The sequence below is a fragment of the Mycobacterium sp. genome, assembly GCF_046091765.1.
Taxonomy (GTDB): Bacteria; Actinomycetota; Actinomycetes; order Mycobacteriales; family Mycobacteriaceae; genus Mycobacterium.
Genome location: NZ_JBJTCF010000081.1, coordinates 1 through 16,146 on the forward strand (window position 1 = coordinate 1; position 16,146 = coordinate 16,146).

Below are 16,146 nucleotides of genomic sequence, written 5' to 3' on the forward strand. Positions count from 1 at the left end.
GGCGAAACCACAATGCGTCGGTTATATGCGTTGGACGACTGGGGTACACGAATCATCCCCAGGATCATTGAGGGTCAGATTCATGGTGGCCCGAACGCGCCGGGCTGCGCGGTGCCCATGGTGCGCTGCGGGGAGATCAGCGCGGCCCGCCCGGCCAGGTAGTCGCTGGCCAGCAGCGCCTGCGGCGAGCCGCCGGGAAGCGCGACGAAGTCGGTGTCGGCGACCCAGCGGTCGCGGTCGGCGTAGGCCAGCCGTTCGGCTTCGGCGATCAGGTGCACGCCCTGCACGGTGGGCCGACCGCCGTTGCGGTCGATGTCGGTGGGGCGCAGCGGGGCCAGCTCGAAGCTCTGCAGCACGCCCAGGATCTGGGCGACCGCGATGCCACCCGAGGACGGCGGGGGCATGCCGCACACCTGCTTGCCGCGGTAGGACGTGCACACCGGTTGACGGCTCAGCGCGCGATAGTTGGCCAGGTCCTGCAGCGTCATCGCGCCGGGGGTGCGCCCGCCGGCGGTGTCGGCGACGGCCTCGACGATGTCGGCGGCGATCTGCCCGGAGTAGAACGCCCCGGGGTCGGTGGCCACCGCGCCGAGGGTCTTGGCGTAGGCCGGGTTGGTCAGCACGGTCGTGACGGTCTTGGGGCTGCGGTCGGGGTTCAGGAAGTAGGCGGCGAGTTCGGGGTCGGCGGCCAGACCCGCCACGCCCTCGGCGATCGCGGTCGCCAGCCGCGGGCTGATCTCAAAGCCGTTGTCGGCCAACGTGATCGCCGGTTCGAAAAGCTCGCGCCACGGGGTCTGGCCGTGCTCGGCGTGCACGTCAGCGAGCAGCCGCACCACACCGGGCACCCCGATCGAGCGTCCCGAGGAGCGGCTGTCGGGCTTCGGCTCGGTGCGGTCGTCGGCGGAGATCCAGCGCAGGTAGTTCTCATCCGCCGCGGCGGGGGCGGTCTCGCGGCCGTCATAGGCGCTCAGCGCGCCCGAGGCGGCGTCGTAGTAGAGCAGGAAGCCGCCGCCGCCGATGCCCGAGGACTGCGGTTCGACCAGTCCCAGCACCGCCTGGGCGGCGACCACCGCGTCGGCGGCGGTACCGCCGTCGCGCAGCACCCGGCAGGCGGCCTGGGTGGACAGCGGGTTGGCGGTGGCCACCGCGAAGGTGCTGCTGCGCACGGCGGTCATGTCGCTGCGGTAGCCGGTGGCGGTCTCCGGGGCGACCGAGATGTCGCGTTGCTGCGGCGCACCGGCCTGCGGGGTCTTGGGGGTCGGGGTGCCGTTGGGCACGATGTCGCAGGTGTTGGCCGGACCCGGCGCCGCGGGGGTGGAGTCCTGGCGGCCGGTGCCGCAGCCGGCTACCAGCGCGGCCGCCGCGAGCGCCGCGGTGACCCGCTTCACCGGCACGGCCCGGCCCCTACGTTCCGGCTGCGACGGTCGGCACCGCCACCAGCGGCAGGTCGAGCTGGACGTCGGAGATGTCGATCACGCCCACCGAGGAGTTGGCGAACATCGAGGCGTAGGCGACGATCTGCAGCGTCATCGAGTCCGCGGCGTCGTTGACCGTGTAGGCGATCTCCTGCATCGGGATGCTCAGCGTGCGCTGCTGCCCGTCGAGGGTCACCGGCACCGCGGTGACCATGTTGCCGACCACCCGGCCGGTGGCGTCGTCGACTAGCTGGGCGAAGACCGCCTTGCCGTTGCCGATGCCCCGGTAGGTGAAGCTCAGTTGCGGGGCGCCGACGATCTGGTCGCCGACGTCGGGGGAGACGGCGACATTGACGGCGTTGGTGGCGACGGTGGGGAACACCCCGTTGCCGGGGAAGGAGGTCAGGAACGACGGTTCCTGCGCGGGCCCGGACCCGCCGATCACCGGGATGATCGGCAGCATGCCGCCCTCGCCGGTGGCGCTGAACGGCAGCGGCTTGGTGAACGCCTCGGCGAAGGGCATCAGATCGGAGGTGTAGTACTGGCCGCTCTGGTCGTACCACTGGAACACCGGGATTCCGTCGGCGGACTGTCCGACGCCGGCGACGTACTGATCCAGCCAGGCCAGGGTGTTGCCGTAGAGCCGGACGTCCTGATCGGGACTGACCGGGTCCAGGCAGATCCCGTGGCCGCCGCAGAACCACGCCATCTTCACCGGGGCGTCGTACGGGTTGGCCAGGATCCGTTCGGCGTTGGCCTGCGCCTGGGCCAGCGGGAACAGCGAGTCGACGGTGCCCTGCAGCAGCAGGGTCGGGGCCCTGAGTTCGTTGAGCAGCGTGGTCGGTCCACTGCTGCCGAGCGCCGCCTGGTCGGCGGGGCTGAGGTAGTTGAACAGCAGACCGGTGGCGACCGCGGTGTAGATCTGGTTGTTGATCCGCGCCCCCGTGCTCACCAGCGACAGCAGCAGCACCGTCGCCCAGGCGGACTTGAACACCTCACCGGGATACAGCGAGGAGTTCAGCGCGTTCCACGCGATGCTGTGCACGATCGCGTCCACGCGCGGATCGGTTGCGGCGCTGACCAATTGGATTCCACCGCCGTAAGATCCGCCGACCATGCCCACCGCGGGATCGCCGGTGCGGTCGAGTTGAGCCGGGGTGTTCTGCGCCGCCCAGGTGATGATCGCCGAGGTGTCACGGCCCTCATAGAAGGGGCTGTCCAACTGCAGCACCCCACCGGAGGCGTGTTCCCCGCGCGGATCCCAGGTGATCACGTTGTAGTTGCTCGCCCGCAGCACCGAGGGGGAGGGCACGAACGGCTCGGAGCCCTGTCGGGTGTAGGGGTTGGTGATGCCGGCTCCGCCCAGACCGGGGCCGTTGAGCGCCGTCGGTGCGGTCGCGTCGGCGGCAAGGTCGGAGGCGGGGAAGAAGTTCGTGCTGATCTTCACCCCGTCGAAGGACAGCACGTCGTAGGTGAACGCCAGCGGGGTGTCACCCGGTGCCAGCGCGCCCACGTTGACGGTGATGTCGGCCAGCACCGATTCGCCGATGATCGGGGCGAGCAGCGAACCGACCAGCGGTGACTGCTGGAGCAGGCTGATCACCGGCGCCGCCAGCAACCCGATCAGCGGCAGCCCGCTCAGCACGGTGTCGAAGTCGGTCACCTCCGAGACCCGCACCGTGAAGGTCTGGGTGCCCTTGGTGCCGCCGGTGTCCAGCCAGGTCGCATACGGCAGCGCGGTGTAACTCTGCGGATCGTCCTCGGTCGGCGTGACCGGCACCGTGCCCAGATCCAGCTTGCCGCGGTCGCTGGAGCCGACGAAGGAGTACGTCAGACACGAGGTGCCGCACCGCTGGCTGGTGGCGTTCAGGGTGCCCTGCACGACACCGTCGACGACGGTGACGGTCGGATTGACGGTGACGCCGTTGTTCGTGCTCTGCTTCGGCGTGCTCGCCCGGGCCGGTGAGGCCGACGGCCGGTGCGCGCGCGCCGCGGCGGACGCGGTGTGACCCTGGCGATCGTGGCGATCGTGGCGCGCCGTCGCGGAATTAGCCGCGCCCGCGGATGTGGCCGCGCCCGTCTCGGTGTCCGCCGAGGCGATCCCGCACCCGACGCCGACGATCACCACCCCGGCGCCCAGTGCGAGGGCCAGCCCGCCGACCCGTCCGACACAGCGCGAAGCTCCCACGTTTTCTCCTCGTCGCTCGACCCCGCCGAAGACTCAGCGTAGGTCACCGTGGCGGTCGCGCAGGGGCGAAAGGAGCCCGAAACGGGTCAGCGCACGCCCTGTTTGGCGTAGACCACCCGCAGCACGTGCCCGGCCTCCGGTCCCATCACCGCGGCGGCAAGTTCGCAGAACGTCGCGGTGAACTCCGGCCCGTGCGCGGGGCCCTCGGCGCACCCGCGCAGCAGATGGTGGGCCAGTTCGTGCAGCACCACCAGCTCGCGCATGGCCCAGTCGGCGGTCAACCGCTGCGGCACGGCGATGACACCGCCGTCTGCGGTCGACTCGTAGTGCGCGGCGCTCGCCGCGCGGCGCGAGCGCACCGACACCGGCGCGGGTGCGGGCCAGCGCGCGGCGACGGCGGGCAGGGCCAGCACCTGATCGAGGTAGCGCTGCACCGACTCCACCGAGGCGAACCGGCCCTCCGGCGGCAGGGTGATCGAGGTGCCGAAGAAGTCCACCGCGCGGGTGTCGTGCTCGGCGGCGCGGTCGAACAGGCCTCGGACGAACTCCTCGGCGGCGTAGACGCGGGAGCGCTGACTGTCGCGACCGCTCACCGCTTCAGCCGGGCCCGCGCGCCCGGCAGTTCGGGAGCCGAGCCCAGCCGGGCGGCGCGGCCGGCCCGGTCCCCGGCGCGGCGCGCCGCCGACGAGTAGCCCGCCGACGCGCTGCTGGCCCGCCAGGTGCCGCGCGCCTGCGACTCGCGCCGGTAGTGGTCGCGCAGCTCGATGTCCTTGTTGCGCAACGCCACAGCGGTGCCGGGCTTGGCGCGGCGGAACCGGGTGGCCTCGCGCTTGGCCTCGTCGCGGGCCTCGGTCAGGCGCTGGCCGATCCGGTTGCCGAAGGCCAGCTGGAAGTTCAGCCGTGCGGTGATGGTGGGGGTGGGCCGGTGCGCGCCGGTGGCCAGATACGCGTCGCACGCCCGCACCATCTGCACCACCAGGCTGGCGTACAGCGTGTGGGTGGTGTCGATGTCCTCGCTGAAGCCGTAGGCGTAGACCATCGTCGAGTTCGACGCCACGTCGCAGCGCACGTCGTTGGCCAAGGCGATCGCCGCGAACAGCTGCACGTAGGTGCGCAGGCCGCGGGTGCCGGGTTCGCCGATGGTGATGGTGCGCTGGGTCGGCGCCTGCGCGGCGGTGCGGGTGGCCGAGTGCGCGCGGGCCACCGCGAGGTCGATCGAGGTGGCGGTGGCCAGCCGCTGGGCGGCGGCCATGAAGGCCTCGGCCTCGTGGGTGTTGTCGGTGCCCTCAGCCTGGCGCAGCAGCGCGGCGATGCGGGACAGCATCCGGTCTTCGCTCATCGCGGCCCACCTTAGCGACCTACTCGGCGGTGAAGCGATCCAGCGCGGCGGTCAGCTGTGCAGAAAGCGGATCCTGCCGGGCGTAGTGGGCGACGTTGTCGGTCGGGTCGTCGCGCAGCACATGGTTGACGCCGGTGAGACGCACCAGTTGCAGCGCGGTGTGCGCCAGCGCGTCAGCGAGCGGGGTGATGTCGGCACAGTTGGACTGGGCGTCGGAGTCCGAACACGTCAGCAGCACCGGCGTGCCGGCCGGCACGGCGGCGGCCAGCGCCAGCGGGTCGATGCGGTCGGCTTCGGCGACCGCGGCGACGTTGCCCGGGTTGAGGATCGCCCCCAGCCCGTCGGGCAGGTCGGCGGGCGCGCTGCCCTGGGTGCGGACCTGGTTGACGGCGGCCTGCCAGGCGGCGATCACCTGCTCACCCTGTGCGGGGGTCTTGGCACCGCCGCGCACCGCCGCGGCGATGTCCGCGCGGACCCGCCCGGTGATCAGGTCCAGGTAGCGCGACGGCAGCGGCTGCAGCAGACCCAGCGCATGGATCCGGGGCGCGCCGGGGGAGGTGTCGTCGGCCAGTGCCAGGGCGTGCAGGGTTCCCTCGCCCACCGCGTACACCGAGATGCGGTCGGCGTCGGTGCGCGGTCGGCCGGCCAGGAACCGCACGGCGGCCTTCGCGCCGTCGGTGTAGACCGCGCTGCCGACATCGCCGGGCCGCCCGGCGAACGGGCCCAGACCGGTCGCGCCGGTGCCGACCTTGTCGTAGCGCAGGGTGGCCACCCCGCGTCCGGAGAGGTACTCGGCGAGCTGGCGCATGTTGCCGACCGGCCCGGCGACGTTGTTGTCACCGTTGCGGTCGGTGCGTCCGCTCTCCGAGATCAGCAGCGCGGCAGGGGCTTTCGCGTCACCGGTGGAGTGCCGGTAGGTGCCGTGCACGGTCAGCCCGCCGGCGTCGAAGGTGACCTCATCGTCGACCCAGGAGATCGCGGTGTCAGTCCCGCCGGCGCACCCGGACAGCACGGGCAGCGCGATGAGCACCGCCGCCATCAGGCGGCGGATCACAGGCGCGCCTGGATCCAGCCGGTCACGTCCTCGAGCACCCGGTCGCGCTCGGGTTCGTTGAACACTTCGTGGTAGAGCTGCGGGTACACCTTGAGCTCGACGTCGCCGGAGCCGACGTGCTCGACGAGCCGGCGGCTGCCCGCGGCGGGGACCAGCTTGTCCTGCTCGCCGTGCACCACTAGCAGTGGCGCGGTGATGGCCTGCGCCCGGCGCGGCATGGTCTCGCCGACGTGCAGCAGCGCCTTGCCGATGCCGGCGGGTATCTTGCCGTGGAAGACCAGCGGGTCGGCCTTGTAGGCGGCCACCACCTCGGGGTCGCGGGAGACCGCGTCGGGGTCGATCGGTTCGATCGGCAGGTCGGGCAGCACCGCGCCGATGGTCTTGCCCACCAGCGCGGTCAGCCGCGACACCTGGCTGTGGGCGGCGACCACCGGGCCGGAGAGCACCATCAGGTCGTAGTCGCCGGCGTTCTCCGATCCGTAGGCGAACACGATCGCCCCGCCCATGCTGTGGCCCAGCACGATGCGGGGCAGCCCGGGGTTCTCGGTGGCCGCGATCTGCACCAGCGTGCGGTAATCCGAGGTGAACTCGGACAGGTCGCGCAAGCGCACCCGCCTGCCGCCGGCCCGGCCGTGGCCGCGGTGGTCGAGGGCGTAGGTGATCAGACCGGCCGCCCCGAAGTGCTGGGCGACGTGGTCGTAGCGGCGGGCGTGCTCGCCGAAGCCGTGCGCGAGAACCACGACGCCGCGCGGGGTGACCTCCGGTGTCCAGGTGTCATAGACGATGGTGACGCCGCCGGCGCCCGGGAAGGTCCGCTCGGAGCGGCTTGCGGTCATAACAGGCAGGGTAGCGGCCTGCCCGGCGCGTTCGCCCACCCCGGTGCGGGCGGCGCATAAGATGCGCAGGTGCCGCCGCTGATCCCGCCACTGCCCCGTCCGCCGCTGGGCCTGCCCGACCCGCTGCGGCGGATCCGGGTGCCCGCCGATCTGGACTCGGTGACCGACGTCGGCGTCGAGGAGTCCCCCGACGCGGGCGGGGTGAGCGCCCGCAAGGTCGACGCCATCTGGCGGTCGATCCAGGACTGGTATCGCAGCGGCGTGCACCCGGCGATGCAGATCTGCGTGCGCCGCCACGGTGCGGTGATCCTCAACCGGGCGATCGGGCACACCCGCGGTAACGGCCCGCACGTCAAGGCCGACGCCGAGGCGGTACCGGCCACCGTCGACACCCCGTTCTGCGTCTACTCGGCGTCCAAGGCGATCACCGCGCTCGTCGTGCACAAGCTCGTCGAGCGCGGCCGGCTCGGCCTCGACGATCCGGTGGCCGACTACATCCCCGGCTACGAGAAGCACGGCAAGCACGAGATCACCGTCGGGCACGTGCTGGCCCACCGCGCCGGGGTGCCCAACCTGCCGCGCACCGCGCTGGACCTGGACAACCTCGGCGACCGTCAGTACATGACCGACATCCTCGTCGGCGCCGCGCCGTTCGCGAAGGCCGGACGCTACCTCGCCTACCACGCGGTGTCGGGCGGCTTCATCCTCGGCGAGGTGGTGCACGCCGTCACCGGCAAGGACATCCGGCAGGTGCTCACCGAGGAGTTCCTCGACCCGCTGGGGTTCCGCTGGACCAACTACGGCGTGGACCCCGCCGACCTCGACCGGGTCGCGCACAACTACGTGACCGGGCCGCCGATCGCGCCGCCGCTGTCCAACCTGCTCAGCCGAGCACTCGGGGTCGGGCTGGACAAACTGGTCAAGCTGACCAACGATCCGCGCTTCCTCACCGGCATCGTCCCGGCCGCCAACACCGTCACCACGGCCTACGAGCTGTCCCGCTTCTTCGAGGTGATGCGCCGCGGGGGCGAGCTCGACGGTGTCCGGGTGATGGGCGCCGACACCGTCCGCAACGCGCTCGTCGAACGCTCCCACCTCGAGGTCGACTTCACCCTGGGCTATCCGACGCGGTTCTCCTACGGACTGATGCTCGGCGCCCGGGTGGTCAGCCTCTACGGGCTGGACACCCAGCATGCGTTCGGCCACATGGGTTTCACCAACATTCTGGGCTGGGCCGACCCCGAACGCGCGATCTCCGTCGCGGTGCTCAACAGCGGCAAGCCGGTGGTCTATCCGGAGTTCTACTGCTTTTTGGGCACGATGCAGCGCATCACCACCGAGATGCCGAAGGTCGCGAAGTCCGAGCTGCTCTTCTGACCCGGATCTGATCGGCCCTGCGCCGGTTCGTGATCCGGCCGCCGTGCAATGGTGACGCGCACGTGATCGCGGTGTTGGACAGTGGGACCGTGTCGAGGCGGGTAGGTGCTGCGGCGCTCGCCGCATGCCTGGCGCTGTCGCTGGGCGCACCGCCCCCCGCGTCGGCCGCCGAGGGGCGCGACAAGCTGGCGCAGGCGATCGCGACGACGCGCGGCAGCTACCTGGTCTACAACTTCGGGCCCGGCTTCCCCGCACCCATGCTCAACGGCGCGGGCGACTGGTACGAGCTGAACAGCGGCGGGCACCTGATGATCGTCAAGGGCGCCTCGGCGCGGCTGGCGCCGCGGCTGCTGGCCGACTCCCACCAGGGCTACCAGGCGCGCTGCGAGCGCACTGCCGGTGCGCGCACCCGCGAGGGCCTCTCGCAGGCCTCGGAGATCTACGACCCGCTGCAGGCCTGGCAGGTGCTGGGGCAGCCGACGATCGCGATCAACGCCAACTTCTTCGACGTCCGCCCGCAGCAGGGCGGGTCGTGGAAGTCCACCGGGTGCAGCTCGCCGCTGGGCGCCTACATCGACAACACCGGCGCGCTGGGCCGCACCAACCTCGCGGTGACCGGCACCCTGGCCTACGCCGGCAAGCAGGCTCTCTCCGGCGGCAACGAGGTGTGGACCGCGCTGAGCACACTGATCCTGCCGGTCCGCGGCGCCCCGTACGTGGTGACGCCGAAGTCCTCGGACGACTACGACTACGCCTCGCCGGAGATCAGCCGGCTGGTCGACGCCGGCACCCGGTTCGTCGCGGTCAGCGGGGTCGGGCTGCTGGCGCCGGGGGACACCGGGCAGCTCAACGATCCCGGCGGCAGCGCGGCGCGCACCGCGATCGCCTACGCCCGCGACAAGGACGAGATGTACGTCTTCCAGGGCGGCAGCTACACCCCCGACCAGTTGCAGGACCTGTTCCGCGGCCTGGGCAGCGACACCGCGGTGATGCTCGACGGCGGCGGATCCTCGGCGATCGTGCTGCGCCGCGACACCGGCGGCATGTGGGCCGGGGCGGGCTCGCCGCGCGGATCGTGCGACACCACCCAGGTTCTGTGCGACGCGCGCGAACGCGCGCTGCCCAGCTGGCTGGCGTTCAACTAGGACAGATCGGTCACCGATCTCCGGTCATCGAGCGGCCGCATCGCGGGCCCGAGGTAGTAGCTGAGCAGCAGCGCGTGCAGCACCAGCATCGTGGGCGCACCGACGCTGATGGACAGCGCGGCGAAGACCGGGAAGGTGACGACCGCCAGGCCGTAGCGCACCAGCAGCTTGCGGGCCTGGTCGGGCGGCACGGGTGACTTACTCAGCCCGCCCCGCAGGATGTGCAGCAGCATCAAAAAGCGGCTGGTCGCCATGCCCTCCATGACACCGGCGTAGATCAGGACGGCGGTGCGGGCGTCCTCACCTCTGGACAACGCGTAGTCGGCGAAGGTGGCGGTCGCATACGGGATGGCGACGATGAACAACAGCAGCAGCAGGTTGTAGAAGGCCAGTCGGCGGTCGACGGCGTCGGCGAGTCCGAGCAGATGGTGGTGGTTGAGCCAGAGCACCCCGATCACGAAGAAGCTGAGGACGTAAGCCGCGAACGACGGCCACTGGTTGCGCAGCTGGGTTGCCAGCGGGACACTCGAGCGGACACCGGCGTGCAGGTTGAAGACCAGCAGCGTGATCGCGACCGCCATCACCCCGTCGCTGAAACCTTCGAGTCGGCCCTTGCCCACCACGCGACCTTACCCACAGCGGAACCCGCCGCGGACCCGGTCGCCGTCCGGCGTGCCGATGCCCTGCGCGGCGGTTGCTGCGGGTCTAGCATCAGCCACAGATCGGCGGCGAGAGAAGCGTGGGTGGTCGGATGAAAACGGGCGAACCGGATCCGCTTGAAAGTGCCCTCTCCGGTCAGCGTCAGGGCCCGATCTCACTGGACGACTGGGCCGGCGGTATCGAGCAGACCCGCGCGAAGTTGCCGGTGGTGCGGATCGGGCGCCGCTGGTTCAGCACTCTGTGGCTGGTGCCGCTGGGGCTGGCCGCGCTGGTGCTCTCGATCGCAGTGGTCCGCGAGATGACCCGCTACGGCTGGTACCAGGATTTCATCACCCGCTATCCGGGCACCTCCACCGACTACGTGCAGCCGGTGGACTCGGGATTCCCGTGGTGGCTGCGCTGGCAGCACTTCCTGAACCTGCTGTTCATGATGTTCATCATCCGGGCGGGCATCCAGATCCTCGCCGATCATCCGCGGTTGTATCTCAACGCCGGCTGCAAGCCGGACACCGAGTGGATGCGGATGCGCGGACCGGTCCCGGCCGATCGCCGCGACCCGGAAGACTCCGGGCGGGTCTGGACGGCCAAGGACGATTCGGTCGCGCTGCCCAAGCAACTCGGGATCCCCGGAATCCGGCACTCGATCGGCCTGGCCCGCTGGTGGCACTTCAGCTTCGACCTGCTGTGGCTCATCAACGGGGTGGTGTTCGTCATCCTGCTGTTCAGCACCGACCAGTGGAAGCGGCTGATCCCCACCTCCTGGGAGGTGTTCCCCAACGCGGTGTCCACCGCGCTGCAGTACCTGTCCCTCGATCTGCCGCAGAACGCCGGGTTCGCCACCTACAACGCACTGCAGCTGCTGGCGTACTTCATCACGGTGTTCATCGCCGCGCCGCTGGCATTGGTCACCGGTCTGCTGCAGGCCCCGGCCATCGCCGGGCGATTGGGCACCAGTGCGGGCCGGCTCAACCGGCAGATCGCCCGCACGGTGCACTTCGGGGTGCTGCTGTGGATGCTGACCTTCATCGTCGTCCACACCCTGATGGTGTTCGTCACCGGCTTCGTCGGCAACGTCAACCACATGACCCTGGGCACCGACACCGACTCCTACCTCGGCGTCGTTCTTTACCTGGCGTGGATGGCCGTGGTGGTCGCCTTCTGGCTGGTGGCCTCACCGCTGACCCTGAGGTATCCGCGGGCGGTTCAGGCGGCGGGCACGGCGATCGTGGGCTGGCTCAAAGCACTGCTGGAGCGCTGGGAGCCCAAGGCGACCTACTCCAAGGAAGACATCTCGCCCTACTTCTGGGTCAACGGCAACGTGCCGAAAACGGAGGACTATCTGCGGCTCAAGGCGGGCGGCTGGGCCGACTACGTCCTTCGGGTGGACGGCCTGGTGGAGAACCCGCTGGAACTGAGTTACGCGCAGTTGCTCGCCCTGCCGCGACAGGATCAGATCACCCAGCACTTCTGCATCCAGGGCTGGTCGGCGATTGCCGAGTGGTCGGGGGTCACGATGCGCACGATCTGCGAGCTGGCCAAGCCCCTGCCCAACGCCCAGTGGGTGGCCTTCTACTCCTTCGGGGAAGGTGTCGACGGCGGGCGCTACTACGACTGCCACCCGATCGCGAACATGTACCACGAGCAGACCCTGCTGGCGTACGGCTTGAACGGGGAGCCGCTCAACGAATCCCACGGCGCCCCAGTGCGTCTGCGCGACGAGGTCGAACTGGGCTTCAAACAGGTCAAGTGGGTCGAGGCCATCGAATTCGTCGAATCCTTCGAGCAACTCGGCGGAGGGCGCGGCGGGTACAACGAAGACCACGAGTACTTCGGCTACCGCATGCCGATCTGAGGCGGGAAGGCGCCGTCAGATCTTGGGCGTGAGGTCCAGTGAGGTGATCGTGGTCATCTTGGTGACCAGCCAGTCGGTGCCCTTGCGCTTGAGCTGCAGCCGGTAGGACACGTATTGCACGGAGGGCACCTTCGCGTTCGGGGTGATCGAGGTCGTGTTGGTGTAGACCAGCGCGCTGGCGTCGGGACCGGAGAGCGACTCGACCGCCGCCGCCACCACCTCGGTGCTGTTGGTGACCTGCGCCTGCTTGTTGGTGGTCACGATCGCGTCGACGAACTTGCGGTACTGGTCCTGAAAGTCCCCGGAGAGGTACTTCGCCGAGCGGTTCGGCAACTGCTCCATGTCCTGGGGCGTGTAGGTCCACAGCGTGCTGATGGTGTCTGCCGCGGTGCGGGCGATCTTCTGCTTGGTGGCCACGGTCGCGCGGTCGACCAGATAGGTCTGCAGCGCGACGCCGGCGAACGCACCGGCGGCGACGAACATCACCGCCGCGACGCCGACCGCAAGGGCGGTCCGGTTGCGCGGCCGGCGCGGCGGCGGACCGGCGGGGGTCTCGAGTTCGGCCTCTTCCTCGGGCGCCTCCGGCGCGTCTGGCGCGTCCGGCGCGTCCGGCGCCTCCGGTGCGTCGGTCAGATCACCTGGGTCATCCGGCTGATCTTCCACAGCTGCCCCTCCTTGGTCGCGGTCACTACCCATCGGCTGCCACTCTCGACGGTCTTGCCGTCCGGGGTCTTGCTGGTGGTCTTGGCGGCCACCACCACGTCGGCGCTGTCGTCGTCGTTCCAGTGTTCGATGCCCAGCGCCTCGACGGCGCCGCGGGTCGGCTCCGAGCGGGCGATCTGGATCAGCAGCTCGTTCAAGTTCTCCCGGTAGATGCGGGCGAACTCGCCGGTGCCCTGGGAAAGCAGCTTGTCGGTGTAGTCGTTGGCGTTGAGCGGGTCCAGCGAGGTGAATTCGGTGACGAACGAGCTCACGAACGTCAGCACCGAGGCGTCGCGCACCTCGGCGCGCCGGTAGGACTCGTGGTTGACCAGGACGAAGGTGGACGCCGCGATCGCCCCGGCGAGCAGCACACCCGACACCGCCGCCACCACCGGCAGCCCCCGCCGCCGCGGCGGCCGCTCGGGTACCTGCAGCAGATCAGGACTGTCCGGCTCGATCCGGCGGCGCGGACTCACGATCCGCGTCCGGCGGCGTTGGGCCGGGCCAGCACGGTCAGGTTCGAGACCTGCCACTGCCCGGCGGCGGACTTGGCGAACGCGGCCCGCACCGTGGCGGTGATCAGGCGCTGCTTGTCGCCGGTTCCGCGCTGGCCCTGCATCAGCAGCAGCATCTCGGCCTGGTCGCGCGACGAGGAGAGCACCGCGCTGTTGGTGATCCAGTAGTCGTTGTCGACCGGGCCGGCCTTGGTCACGGCGTCCTGCTGGGCCACCAGTTGCGGACGGTAGTCGTCGGTCACCAGCGCGCGGGCACGGTCGAAGTCCTCGCGCACGCTGACCGCGCGGTAGCTGAGCACCTGGGAGACGATCTTGGGCCCCTCGAGGGCGATCGCGGCCCGGGCCTGCGTGACGGCGTGCTCCTGGCGGTACACCGAGAAATACCCCAGGCCCGCGGCCAGCACCCCGATCACGGCCGCGCCCGCCACCAGCGCCGCGGCCAGACGCCGACGATCCGGGCGGGGCCCGTCCACCGGGCGCACCTCGGTGCGGGTCAGCAGGTCGGCGAAGGTCCGGCCGCGCGGGTCCAGCAACGGCCACAGCCAGCCCAGCAGCAGCGGCAGGGTGTCGATCAGGTGCGCTAGGTCGCGCAGCAGCAGCCGGGCGGGTCCCGGCACGGAGTTGTCGGCGCCGACGACGCGGATGCCGAACACCAACCGGCCCAGGCTCCAACCGGTGATCACCGGCAACAGCAGCCGGTTGGCGGCGACGGCCAGGAACACCAGGGCGGCCGTGATCGCGCAGACCCACCACTGCCAGCCCCGCAGCGGCACCGACCAACTCGTGAGCAGCAGGGCGGCCAGCACACCGGCACCGGGCAGCACATCGAGTGCGAAGGACCCGACCCGCAAACCCCAGTCCGCGACCGGCGGCGGCGCCTCGGCGGCCGTCTCCAGTGCAGGGGTCTCTTCCAGCACGGTGGTCACCGCGACACCTGGTCGAGCCGGGCGATCTTGAACGTTCCGTCCACCGGCTCCATCCGGGCCCGCAGCCGGTAGCCGTGCTCCTGGCCCTGCTGCTCGACGTTGGACAGCTTGACCCGCAGAGCGACCAGGATGTCCATCGACCCGTCCGGGTTGTGCCGCTCCACGGCCGCGCGGATGTCGGTGACCTCCAACTGCGCGTTGGCGGCTTGGTAGGCGTCGACCAGCATGCTGCTGTAAACCTTGGCCTGGGTGCCGAAGTCACCGGTGGTGCAGTCGATGATCTTGGTGGCGCTGGCCGTCATCGCCTTCGTGTCGGGGGCCTGGGTGGCGGCCACGCAGTCCTTGGCCGCCGTCAGCGCGTCCGCCTCGGATCGGGTCGCCGCGGCGCTGCGGGCACCGAACCACAGCGCCAGGCCGCCGCCGGCCGCGACGAGCAGGCTGGCGAGGATCACCGCAACGGCAACGCGGCCCAGCCGCAGGCGGCTCGTCGGCGTCTGGAGATCCCCGGCGTCGCCGGTTTCTGCATCGTCGCCGGGGGGCGGCGGGGTCGGGTTCAGCTGACCGGAGCCAGCATCTCCTTCCATCCGTCGTCTCCTGTTGTGTTAGCGGTGGTGACGCTGTAGGTGGTGCCGTCGGGACCGGTCACTTCACCGCTGGTCGGGTTATACGTGGCAGCTTCGTTCCCCGCCGGAGTGTAGTTGCAGGTACCCGGCTGCGGCCAACCCGGCTGCCACGGGCCTGCGCACTGCACCGATCCGCTTCCCGGAGCGGTCAGCGGGTCGCTGGTCGGCGGGGTCGGCGGCGGCAGCAGATCGGCCGGCAGCGGGTTCATCCCGGTGTTGACCGACGGCGCCGGGATCACGGTGCCCGGGTTCACCGGCTGATCGCAGCGCGCCCCGGGCGCCGGGCAGTTGACGATCTGGTTCGGGTCGCCGTACCACGGGTTGGTGCCCAGCGCGGTGTAGGGCTCGTCGCTGAGGCAGTCCTTCTGCAACGCGCGGCGCTTCCCCGGAACCGATTCGCACGGCATGTTCCGCGCACCGCGCACCGCGTTGTTCTGGGTCTCCATCGGGATCTTGCAGTACAGCCCCTTGGGCACCGGGCGCGGACTGGTGTCGGCAGGCGCCCGCCACTCCGAGGCCGGCAGGAACCCGGTCAGGCACGGCGGCGGCAAGTTGATCGAAAGCGCCAGACCCTGATAGGCGTAGCCCCCCGCGGGCCACGTGGTGCTCTTCGCGACGCCGCCGATCTGGGGCCACATCACGAACACCTGCTCGAGTCCCTTGTTGTTACGTTTGAGCATGTCGAGCAGGATCTCCACGTTGGCCAGGGTCTGCGGCAGCGCATCCTGCACGTCGCTGAACACCGCGTTGAGTTGCTCGGCGGCCGGGGCGAACTGCTGCAGGCTGCTGCGCAGCGCGGCGTCCTGCGAGACGACCTGGGCGGAGATCGAGTTCAGGTTGGCCGACCACTGCGCGATCGCATCGCCGGAGACCACCTGGCTCTTGAGGATCGGTCCGCTGTTGTTGACGATGTCGTTGACGTCCTTGATGTTGGTCTTCAGATCTCCCACGAGCGCCTGGGTGCCGTCGACCAACCGCTGCAGTGACGGGCCCAAATCGCCTACCGCCAAGGCGGTTTCGGTCAGCAGCGTGGGGATCTTGTCCGCCGGGATCGCCGCCAGACCGCGGTTGGCCGCGTCCAGGGCCGGACCGATCGGGGTCGGCACGGTGCCCTTGGTGATGGTCTGCCCGTTCTCGAAGTACTGATCGGGCATGCCCTCCGACACCAGGTCGATGTACTGCTCGCCGATCGCGGTCACCGAGTGCACGTTGGCCGTCGCGTCGACCGGGATCTTGTACTTGTTGGCGATGCTCATCGTCGCCCGCACGCCGTTCTCGGTCGGCTGCACCTTGGTGACCCGCCCGATGGTGGTGCCGCGGTAGGCCACGACCGCCGTCCGGTACAGGCCGCCCGAGGCGGGCAGCTCCGCGGTCAGCGTGTACTGGCCGACGCCCAGGACCGTGGGCAGGCGCAGGTAGTACAGGCTGATCAAAAGCAACGACGCGACGGTGAGCAGCGAGAAGATCAGCAGCTGGATCTTGGTGAACCGGGTCAGCATGGTGGTGTCACATCC

The 16,146-nt window shown here is 70.3% G+C and carries 14 protein-coding genes and 1 pseudogene; 3 read left to right on the forward strand and 12 right to left on the reverse strand.

Annotation, left to right across the window (positions count from 1 at the left end; translation table 11 throughout):
* Nucleotides 1–83 precede the first annotated feature (83 nt).
* The 6 genes and pseudogenes from ACKOB8_RS08315 to ACKOB8_RS08340 form a co-directional block, all read right to left on the reverse strand.
* Nucleotides 84–1,394 (reverse strand): annotated as a pseudogene (locus ACKOB8_RS08315) (gamma-glutamyltransferase family protein); the annotation flags it as partial.
* 10 nt (nucleotides 1,395–1,404) lie between these two features.
* Nucleotides 1,405–3,603, reverse strand: coding sequence for an alpha/beta hydrolase family protein (locus ACKOB8_RS08320; protein ID WP_526376738.1), 2,199 nt, complete (start codon nucleotides 3,601–3,603; stop codon nucleotides 1,405–1,407).
* An 86-nt stretch (nucleotides 3,604–3,689) separates the two neighbouring features.
* Complete coding sequence (locus ACKOB8_RS08325; protein WP_526376739.1) at nucleotides 3,690–4,196, reverse strand: TIGR04338 family metallohydrolase; 507 nt, start codon at nucleotides 4,194–4,196, stop codon at nucleotides 3,690–3,692.
* Nucleotides 4,193–4,942, reverse strand: coding sequence for a DUF2786 domain-containing protein (locus ACKOB8_RS08330; protein WP_526376740.1), 750 nt, complete (start codon nucleotides 4,940–4,942; stop codon nucleotides 4,193–4,195). The genes ACKOB8_RS08325 and ACKOB8_RS08330 overlap by 4 nt, the downstream gene beginning before the upstream one ends.
* Before the next feature lie 19 nt (nucleotides 4,943–4,961).
* Nucleotides 4,962–5,993 (reverse strand): alpha/beta hydrolase family protein, encoded by a 1,032-nt coding sequence (locus tag ACKOB8_RS08335; protein WP_526376766.1) that lies wholly within the window; start codon nucleotides 5,991–5,993, stop codon nucleotides 4,962–4,964.
* Entirely contained in the window at nucleotides 5,993–6,832 is an 840-nt protein-coding gene (locus ACKOB8_RS08340; protein ID WP_526376741.1) for an alpha/beta hydrolase, read from the reverse strand. The genes ACKOB8_RS08335 and ACKOB8_RS08340 overlap by 1 nt, the downstream gene beginning before the upstream one ends.
* 69 nt (nucleotides 6,833–6,901) lie before the next feature.
* Between ACKOB8_RS08340 and ACKOB8_RS08345 the strand changes: the two genes are divergently transcribed.
* Both ACKOB8_RS08345 and ACKOB8_RS08350 read left to right on the forward strand, forming a co-directional pair.
* The gene (locus ACKOB8_RS08345; protein WP_526376742.1) at nucleotides 6,902–8,209 is read left to right on the forward strand and encodes a serine hydrolase domain-containing protein; all 1,308 of its coding nucleotides are present in this window, start codon (nucleotides 6,902–6,904) and stop codon (nucleotides 8,207–8,209) included.
* Between the two features lie 89 nt (nucleotides 8,210–8,298).
* Entirely contained in the window at nucleotides 8,299–9,354 is a 1,056-nt protein-coding gene (locus ACKOB8_RS08350) for a phosphodiester glycosidase family protein (RefSeq protein WP_526376743.1), read from the forward strand.
* On the opposite strand, the gene ACKOB8_RS08355 is transcribed toward ACKOB8_RS08350, so the two are convergent.
* A complete protein-coding gene (locus tag ACKOB8_RS08355) occupies nucleotides 9,351–9,974 on the reverse strand; it encodes a TMEM175 family protein (protein ID WP_526376744.1) in 624 nt (207 codons plus the stop codon). The two genes, ACKOB8_RS08350 and ACKOB8_RS08355, sit on opposite strands and share 4 nt — an antisense overlap.
* A gap of 131 nt (nucleotides 9,975–10,105) precedes the next feature.
* Between ACKOB8_RS08355 and ACKOB8_RS08360 the strand changes: the two genes are divergently transcribed.
* Nucleotides 10,106–11,866, forward strand: coding sequence for a molybdopterin-dependent oxidoreductase (locus ACKOB8_RS08360; RefSeq protein WP_526376745.1), 1,761 nt, complete (start codon nucleotides 10,106–10,108; stop codon nucleotides 11,864–11,866).
* Nucleotides 11,867–11,881: 15 nt separating this feature from the next.
* Here ACKOB8_RS08360 and ACKOB8_RS08365 read toward each other — a convergent pair whose 3' ends face one another.
* The 5 genes from ACKOB8_RS08365 to ACKOB8_RS08385 are packed head-to-tail and all read right to left on the reverse strand — an operon-like array spanning nucleotide 11,882 to nucleotide 16,131.
* Nucleotides 11,882–12,529 carry an Mce protein gene (locus ACKOB8_RS08365; protein WP_526376746.1) on the reverse strand — a complete coding sequence of 216 codons (648 nt, stop codon included), beginning with the start codon at nucleotides 12,527–12,529 and terminating at the stop codon, nucleotides 11,882–11,884.
* On the reverse strand, nucleotides 12,496–13,044 hold the full coding sequence (locus ACKOB8_RS08370; protein WP_526376747.1) for an Rv1363c family protein: 549 nt from the start codon (nucleotides 13,042–13,044) through the stop codon (nucleotides 12,496–12,498). The genes ACKOB8_RS08365 and ACKOB8_RS08370 overlap by 34 nt, the downstream gene beginning before the upstream one ends.
* Nucleotides 13,041–14,009, reverse strand: a complete 969-nt coding sequence (locus ACKOB8_RS08375) for an RDD family protein (protein WP_526376748.1) — start codon at nucleotides 14,007–14,009, stop codon at nucleotides 13,041–13,043. The genes ACKOB8_RS08370 and ACKOB8_RS08375 overlap by 4 nt, the downstream gene beginning before the upstream one ends.
* Nucleotides 14,006–14,593: an Mce protein gene (locus tag ACKOB8_RS08380; RefSeq protein WP_526376749.1), complete on the reverse strand. Its 588-nt coding sequence runs from the start codon at nucleotides 14,591–14,593 to the stop codon at nucleotides 14,006–14,008. The genes ACKOB8_RS08375 and ACKOB8_RS08380 overlap by 4 nt, the downstream gene beginning before the upstream one ends.
* Nucleotides 14,563–16,131 carry an MCE family protein gene (locus ACKOB8_RS08385; protein WP_526376750.1) on the reverse strand — a complete coding sequence of 523 codons (1,569 nt, stop codon included), beginning with the start codon at nucleotides 16,129–16,131 and terminating at the stop codon, nucleotides 14,563–14,565. Before ACKOB8_RS08385 ends, ACKOB8_RS08380 begins: the two co-directional genes overlap by 31 nt.
* Nucleotides 16,132–16,146 lie beyond the last annotated feature (15 nt).